We start from the raw sequence: 7121 nt of genomic DNA on the forward strand, positions 1-7121 counted from the left end.
TGGGGGGCCAGCTCAGCGTTGGCAGCCGGACGGGATGGCGCCGCCGGAGGGCACGCTCGCCACGATCGTGCTGGAGATCGACGGCACCCACTGCAACGGCTGCGCGTACGCCCGCGGGATCCGTACCTCGATCGACGTCTCGCGGTCGACGGTGGTGAGCACCGTCTGCTCGCCCTGCTCGGTCAGGTGCCAGCAGACCCGGTTGACCGTCCAGACCTCGTCGGTGGCGGGGAAGGTCGGCTCGGTGCCGCCGCAGGCCACGGTGAGCGCGGGGTCGCCGTACGCCGCGTTCTGCTCCGGGCCGGCGGTGACCGGCCGCTGGGCCAGGTCGCGGATGCTCGTCGGCAACTGGGAGAGCAGAGCTCGGCAGACCGTCGCCGGGCGGGCGGCCAGCGCCGGGGCGGCCATCTCCACCGGTGCGGTGGACTGCACTTGGGCGGTGGTCGCGGACGGCGACGGCGTGGCGGCCGGTGCGTCCGGGGTGAGCTTGGTGAAGGCCAACACGGCCACCAGCAGCGTGATCGGCAGCGCGATCAACGTGGCCAGCAGAGCGGCGCCCCGGATGGTCCGGTCCCGCCCGGCCGGCGCGGCGGCGGCCGGGTCGGCCGACGCACCGGTACCGTCAGCCGGCTCGGGTGTCCCGTCGGACTCGTCGCGCGCGCCGTCGTCGTCCAGAGCAGCGGAGGAGTTCGTCATCTCGTCCACCTACAGCCGCACCACCGAACACGTGAGGGTGCGGGTGATGCCAGGCACCATCTGCACCTTGCTGACAATGAGTTTGCCGAGTTCGTCGACGGTGTTCGCCTCGGTGAGGACGACCACGTCGTACGGACCGGTGACGGCGTCGACGCGCACCACGCCGGCGAGGTCCGCGATGAGACCCGCCACGTCACGTGCGCGGCCCACCTCGGTCTGGATGAGGATGTACGCCTGTACCACGACTAGACCTCCGTCCGTCGCCGCCCGGGAGCGGCCCGAAGGGTGAAACTACCTTACGGACCAGGTCTGATCCCTATCGGTCGTCAAGGAGCAGCGGTGAGCGAGCACGGCGGGGCCGGGCGGAACGGGCGGAACGCCGGCGGCGGCGCCAGCGTGTCCGGGATCGGGGAGTTCGGGCTGATTAGCAAGATCACCGCCCGGCTGGCGTACGGACCGACGACGCTGCTCGGCCCGGGCGACGACGCGGCGGTGGTGGCCGCGCCGGACGGGCGGGTGGCGGCCTCCACCGACGTTCTGGTCGACGGACGGCACTTCCGGCGGGACTGGTCCTCCGCCCGTGACGTCGGACACCGGGCGGCGGCGGCCAACCTGGCCGACATCGCGGCGATGGGTGCCACCCCGACCGCCCTGCTGGTCGCCCTCTGCATGCCGGCGGACCTGGACACCGGCTGGGCGGAGGAGTTGGCCGACGGCCTCTCCGCCGAGGCGGCCACGGTCGGCGCGAGCGTCGTCGGCGGCGACATGTCGGCCAGCCCCACCCTGACCGTCGCGGTCACGGCGCTGGGCGACCTCGCGGGCCGCCCGCCCGTGCTGCGCTCCGGTGCCCGACCCGGGGACGTGCTCGCCCTGGCCGGGCGCACCGGGTACGCGGCAGCCGGGCTGACCGTGCTCACCCGGGGCTTCCGCACTCCCCGGCTGCTGGTCGAGGCGTACCGGCGGCCGCAGGTGCCCTACCCGGCCGGCCCGCAGGCCGCCCGGCTCGGCGCCACCGCGATGATCGACGTGTCGGACGGGCTGCTCGCCGACCTCGGGCACGTGGCGGCGGCCAGTGGCGTCGCGATCGACGTGCGCCGCGACGCGTTCGAGGTGCCCCGGCAGATGGCCGACGCGGCGCGGGCGCTCGGCGTCGACCCGTACACCTGGATCCTCGCTGGTGGCGACGACCACGCTCTGGCCGCGACCTTCCCGCCGGCGGTGGTGCTGCCGTCGGACTGGCGGCCGATCGGGATGGTCACGGACGGTGTTGGTGTGACGGTCGACGGCGCGCCCCACGAGGGCCCGGCCGGCTGGGACCACTTCCGGTGACGCCCGGCGCCGGTCGTATTCTGGGTACCGTGAGTGAGATTGAGATTCGGACCGTGCGGTTCGACGCACCGGTGGCGCAGCAGTTGATCAACGCCGCGCTGGGCGACCTCGCGGTCCGCTACGGGGGCTCCGGTGACGACACCCCGGTCGACGCGACCGAGTTCGAGCCGCCCGACGGCGCGTTCCTCGTCGCCTACCTGGCCGGCGAGCCGGTCGGCTGCGGTGGCTGGCGCAGCCACGGGGCGGACACCGCGGAGCTGAAGCGGATGTACACGGCCCCGGCGGCGCGGGGGCGGGGCGTGGCTCGGGCGGTGCTGGCTGCCGTCGAACGTTCGGCCCGCGACCAGGGCCGCAAGCGGGTGGTCCTGGAGTGCGGCGACAAGCAGCCCGAGGCGATCGCCATGTACGGCTCCGCCGGTTACGAGCGGATCCCGAACTTCGGCTTCTACAAGGACTCGGAGGGCTGCGTCTCGTTCGGCCGCACACTCTGACCGGCGGCGGGTGGCGGGCACACGACAGAGCCGGCGGACCTCAGGGTCCGCCGGCTGAGCCGTACGAGAAGTGTGTGGTGCCGCCGCGTCAGGCGCGGGTGACCTTGCCGGCCTTGATGCACGAGGTGCAGACCTGCAGCTTCTTGGTGTTGCCGCCACCGGCCGGGGTGCGCACCGACTGGATGTTCGGGTTCCAGCGGCGGTTGGTCTTCTTCTTGGACCAGGGCACGTTGTGGCCGAAGCCCGGCCCCTTGCCACAGACGTCGCACACGCTAGCCACGGGATACTCCTGGGATTGAAACGTTCATGAGGTTGTCGGCAGAGGTGCTGCACGGGCAACCGCGTCAGCCTACCCGATGTCCCGCCGAGGTGACCAACCGCCCTGGCCCGGTGAAACGGCCGCTCCTCCGCGAGTGGGTGGTGGTCGGCCCGCCGGGTGACGGCGGTGGTTCCGGCGGCAACTGTACCTGGAGGGCGGATCCCGTCCGTCCGGGCCGGGGGGTGGGCCTGCCGTGCGCGGGGGCAACCGGACACGCCGGACGAGCCCGGCGCGTGTCGGTGCGCGCCAGTAGGCTTCTGGCCGTGCTGGACACCCTCGACGCCGCCGCGGTGCGCCGTTGGTGCGCGGGTGGGTTGGCCGCGCTGAAGCGTCACCAGGGCGAGATCGACCAGCTCAACGTCTATCCGGTGCCCGACGGCGACACCGGCACCAACCTGGTGCTCACCCTCACCTCCGCCCAGCAGGCCCTCGCGATGGATCTGGACACTCTCCCCGACAGCGGCCCGACGGCGCACGGGCACGCGCTGCGGCTGATGGCCCAGGGCGCGTTGCTCGGCGCACGGGGCAACTCCGGGGTGATCCTGTCGCAGATCCTGCGAGGTTTCGCCGACGAGGTCGCCGTGGCCCCGGCGGTGCGCGGCCGGGAGTTGGCCGCCGCGCTGCGGTCCGGCGCCGCCGCCGCGTACACCGCGGTTGCCCGGCCGGTCGAGGGCACCCTGCTCACCGTGGTCGCGGCGGCCGCCGCCGCGGCCGACCGGGCGGACAGCGACGACCTGGTGGCGGTGGCCCAGGTCGCCGCGCGGGCGGCGGCCGAGGCCCTCGCCCGGACCCCGGAGCAGCTGCCGGCGCTGGCCCAGGCCGGTGTGGTCGACGCGGGTGGGCGAGGGCTGTGCGTGCTGCTCGACGCCCTGGTCGAGGTGCTGACCGGGGAGAGCGCCGGCCAGCCGGCACCATCGCCGCGCACCGCCCGTCCGGCGGCCACCGTCGCCCGGGAGACCGGTTCCGACGAGTACGCCTACGAGGTGCAGTTCCTGCTCGATGCCCGGTCCGAGGCGGTGGCCGGGATGCGGCGAGCGCTCGACGCACTGGGGGATTCGCTTGTCGTCGTCGGCGACGGGCGTGAGCCGGAGAGCACCTGGAACGTGCATGTGCACGTCAACGACGTGGGCGCGGCGGTCGAGGCGGGCGTCGCGGCCGGCCGCCCGTACCGGATCTCGGTGACCCGGTTCGCCGACCAACCGGAGCCGCCCCGCGGCCCGGTCTCGGACGGCCGGGCCGCGGTGGTGGTGGCCACCGGCGGCGGCATCGCCGAGCTGTTCGCCGCGGAGGGCGCCAGCGTGGTGCCGGGCAACCCCTCCACGGGCGAACTGCTCGACGCGATCCGCGGCACCGGCGCGGCCCGGGTGGTGGTCCTGCCCAACGACCCCGACACGGAAGCGGTGGCGAACGCGGCAGCCCGCGAGGCCCGTCGGCACGGCATCACGGTGAGCGTGGTGCCGACCCGCTCGCCGGTGCAGGCGCTGGCCGCCCTTGCCGTCCGGGACGGCGACCGCCGCTTCGAGGACGACGTGATCGCGATGGCCGAGGCCGCCGGGGCCTGCCGTTACGCCGAGGTCTGCCACGCCGGGCGCGAGGCGCTGACCGTGGCCGGCCCGTGCCGTCCGGGCGATGTGCTGGCGCTGGTCGAGGGGGAGGTGCACCTGATCGGCACCGACCTCACCGACACCTGCGCCGCCGTGGTCGACCGGATGCTCGGCGGCGGTGGCGAGATGGTCACCCTGCTGTCCGGGGTGGACGCCCCGGCCGGGCTCACCGATGCCGTCCGCGCGCACGTCGCGCGACGTTGGCCGTTCGTCGAGGTGCACGCGTACCCGGGCGGCCAGCCGTTCTATCCGCTCCTGGTAGGGATCGAATGACCGAACCAGCCACCGTCGACACTCCGCTGAAGAAGCTGGTCGGGGACAAGACAGCCAAGGCGCTGGCCGCGCACCTCGATCTGCACACGGCGGGTGACCTCGTCTACCACTTCCCGCGTCGCTACGACGAGCGGGGCGAGCACACCGACATCCGCTCGTTGGACGTCGGCGAGCAGGTCACCGTGCTGGCCCAGGTGCAGCGCACCGCCGTCCGCCCGATGCGGCAGCGACGGGGCAACCTACTGGAGGTGACCGTCGGTGACGGCTCCGGTGGGCTGCTGACGTTGACCTTCTTCGGCAACCAGGCGTGGCGTGAGCGGGAGCTGCGCCCCGGCCGGTGGGGGCTGTTCGCCGGCAAGGTCACCGAGTTCCGGGGCAAGCGGCAGCTCAACGGCCCGGAGTACGTCCTGCTCGGTGACGGTGGAGACGGCGAGGTGGCGGCCAGCGACGAGATCGAGGAGTTCGCCGGTGCGCTGATCCCCGTCTACCCGGCCGCCGCGGCCGTGCCGACCTGGGTGATCGCGCGTTGTGTGCGGGTCGTGCTGGACACGTTCACCCCGCCGGACGATCCGCTGCCGGACGGCGTGCGGGCCAGCCGCAAGCTGGTCGGGCTGGGCACCGCCTTGACGGAGATCCACCGGCCGTCCAGCAAGGAGGCTCTGCACCGGGCGCGGCGGCGGCTCAAGTGGGACGAGGCGTTCGCCGTCCAGGTGACGCTTGTGCAGCGCAAGCACCGGGCGGCCGACTGGCCGGCGAAGGCCCGCGAGGCCCGCCCGGGCGGGCTGCTGGACGCCTTCGACGCCCGACTGCCGTACGAGCTGACGGACGGTCAGCGTGACGTCGGCGTGGAGATCGCCGGGGATCTGGCCAACCCGCACCCGATGCACCGGTTGTTGCAGGGTGAGGTGGGCTCGGGCAAGACGGTGGTGGCGTTGCGGGCGATGCTCCAGGTGGTCGACGCGGGCGGGCAGGCGGCTCTGCTGGCGCCCACCGAGGTGCTGGCCGCCCAGCACCACCGCGGCATGCTCGACCTGCTCGGGCCGTTGGGGCGGGCCGGGGAACTCGGGTCCGCGGAGCACGCCACCCGGGTCGAGCTGGTCACCGGCTCGCTCGGGGCGGCGGCGCGGCGGCGGGCGCTCGGCGAGGTGGCCAGTGGCGCCGCCGGCATCGTGCTCGGCACCCACGCACTGCTCTACGAGGGGGTCGACTTCGCCGACCTCGGCCTGGTCGTCGTCGACGAGCAGCACCGCTTCGGTGTGGAGCAACGCGACGCGCTGCGAGCCAAGGCCGACCAGCCGCCGCACGTGCTGGTGATGACGGCCACCCCGATCCCGCGCACGGTGGCGATGACCGTCTACGGCGACCTGGAGGTGTCCACCCTCTCCCAGTTGCCCCGGGGCCGGTCGCCGATCGCCTCGCACGTGGTGCCGGCCGCCGAGAAGCCGGCCTACCTGGACCGGGCCTGGCGTCGGCTGCGCGAGGAGGTGACCGCCGGCCACCAGGCGTACGTGGTGTGCCCGCGAATCGGGGATTCGAGGTCCGGGGCCGGAGCGGCCAACGCGAAGGCGCCGGACTTCGAACTCGGGCCGACCAGCGACGAGGAACCGCCACCCGAGGACGACAACGGCCGACGGCCGCCGCTGGCGGTGACCGAGGTGGCCCCGCTGCTGGCCGAGGGGCCGCTGCACGGGCTGCGGATCGGGGTGCTGCACGGTCGTCTGCCGGCCGACGAGAAGGACGCGGTGATGCGCTCCTTCGCCGCCGGTGACCTGGACGTGCTGGTGGCGACCACGGTGATCGAGGTCGGCGTGGACGTGCCGAACGCGACCGTGATGATCGTGTTGGACGCCGACCGGTTCGGTGTCTCCCAGCTGCACCAGCTCCGGGGCCGGGTCGGCCGGGGCGCCGCCGCGGGGCTCTGCCTGCTGGTCAGCGAGGCGGCCGAGGGTTCTTCGGCACGGGAACGCCTGGACGCGGTGGCGTCCACCAGCGACGGTTTCACGCTCGCCGAGCTGGATCTGGAGCAGCGCCGCGAGGGCGACGTGCTGGGGGCCACCCAGTCGGGGCACCGCTCACACCTGCGACTGCTGTCGCTGCGCCGCGACGCCGACCTGATCCGCGACGCCCGCGCCGAGGCGATCACCCTGATCGAGGAGGACCCGGACCTGACCGGCAACCCGGCGCTGGCCGCCTCGGTCGCCGCTCTGGTCGACGAGGAACGTGCCGAATACCTGGAGAAGGGCTGACGCGTCCGCCACGCGGCAGGGGATTGGCGAACACACCGAGGGCGGGGGGGGCCGGGGGGGGGGGGGGGCCCCGCGGGGGAGTGGATGGGGGGGTGGGGGGCCGGGGGGGGAACCGGGAGACCCCGCCCCCCGCCCCCCCACACCACCCCAACCGCCCGGCGCC

At 74.1% G+C, this 7121-nt stretch carries 7 protein-coding genes; 4 read left to right on the forward strand and 3 right to left on the reverse strand.

Features of this window, described 5'->3' with window-relative positions:
- Positions 1-12: 12 nt before the first annotated feature.
- Together AB0O48_RS28265 and AB0O48_RS28270 are read right to left on the reverse strand one after the other, a co-directional pair.
- Entirely contained in the window at positions 13-696 is a 684-nt protein-coding gene (locus AB0O48_RS28265) for a DUF3515 family protein (RefSeq protein ID WP_365069219.1), read from the reverse strand.
- Between the two features lie 9 nt (positions 697-705).
- Positions 706-939, reverse strand: coding sequence for an Lrp/AsnC ligand binding domain-containing protein (locus tag AB0O48_RS28270; protein WP_013284547.1), 234 nt, complete (start codon positions 937-939; stop codon positions 706-708).
- A 96-nt stretch (positions 940-1035) separates the two neighbouring features.
- Here AB0O48_RS28270 and AB0O48_RS28275 point away from each other — a divergent pair, with 96 nt between their 5' ends.
- Together AB0O48_RS28275 and AB0O48_RS28280 are read left to right on the forward strand one after the other, a co-directional pair.
- A complete protein-coding gene (locus AB0O48_RS28275; RefSeq protein WP_357572139.1) occupies positions 1036-2025 on the forward strand; it encodes a thiamine-phosphate kinase in 990 nt (329 codons plus the stop codon).
- 29 nt (positions 2026-2054) lie between these two features.
- Positions 2055-2516 (forward strand): GNAT family N-acetyltransferase, encoded by a 462-nt coding sequence (locus AB0O48_RS28280; protein ID WP_357250502.1) that lies wholly within the window; start codon positions 2055-2057, stop codon positions 2514-2516.
- 88 nt (positions 2517-2604) lie between these two features.
- On the opposite strand, the gene rpmB is transcribed toward AB0O48_RS28280, so the two are convergent.
- On the reverse strand, positions 2605-2796 hold the full coding sequence (gene rpmB / locus AB0O48_RS28285; RefSeq protein ID WP_091671657.1) for a 50S ribosomal protein L28: 192 nt from the start codon (positions 2794-2796) through the stop codon (positions 2605-2607).
- Between the two features lie 302 nt (positions 2797-3098).
- On the opposite strand from rpmB, the gene AB0O48_RS28290 reads away from it, so the two are divergent.
- Positions 3099-4712 carry a DAK2 domain-containing protein gene (locus AB0O48_RS28290; RefSeq protein ID WP_357250499.1) on the forward strand — a complete coding sequence of 538 codons (1614 nt, stop codon included), beginning with the start codon at positions 3099-3101 and terminating at the stop codon, positions 4710-4712.
- Positions 4709-6958 (forward strand): ATP-dependent DNA helicase RecG, encoded by a 2250-nt coding sequence (gene recG, locus AB0O48_RS28295; RefSeq protein ID WP_365069220.1) that lies wholly within the window; start codon positions 4709-4711, stop codon positions 6956-6958. Before AB0O48_RS28290 ends, recG begins: the two co-directional genes overlap by 4 nt.
- Positions 6959-7121: the final 163 nt, after the last annotated feature.

Origin of the sequence: Micromonospora sp. NPDC085948 (assembly GCF_040686315.1) — a bacterium.
GTDB lineage: Bacteria > Actinomycetota > Actinomycetes > Mycobacteriales > Micromonosporaceae > Micromonospora.

Excerpts from the sequence above, each read along its gene's own strand:
- recG (WP_365069220.1), top strand. The coding sequence starts at position 4,709 with ATGACCGAACCAGCCACCGTCGACACTCCGCTGAAGAAGCTGGTCGGG.
- AB0O48_RS28265 (WP_365069219.1), bottom strand. The coding sequence starts at position 696 with ATGACGAACTCCTCCGCTGCTCTGGACGACGACGGCGCGCGCGACGAG.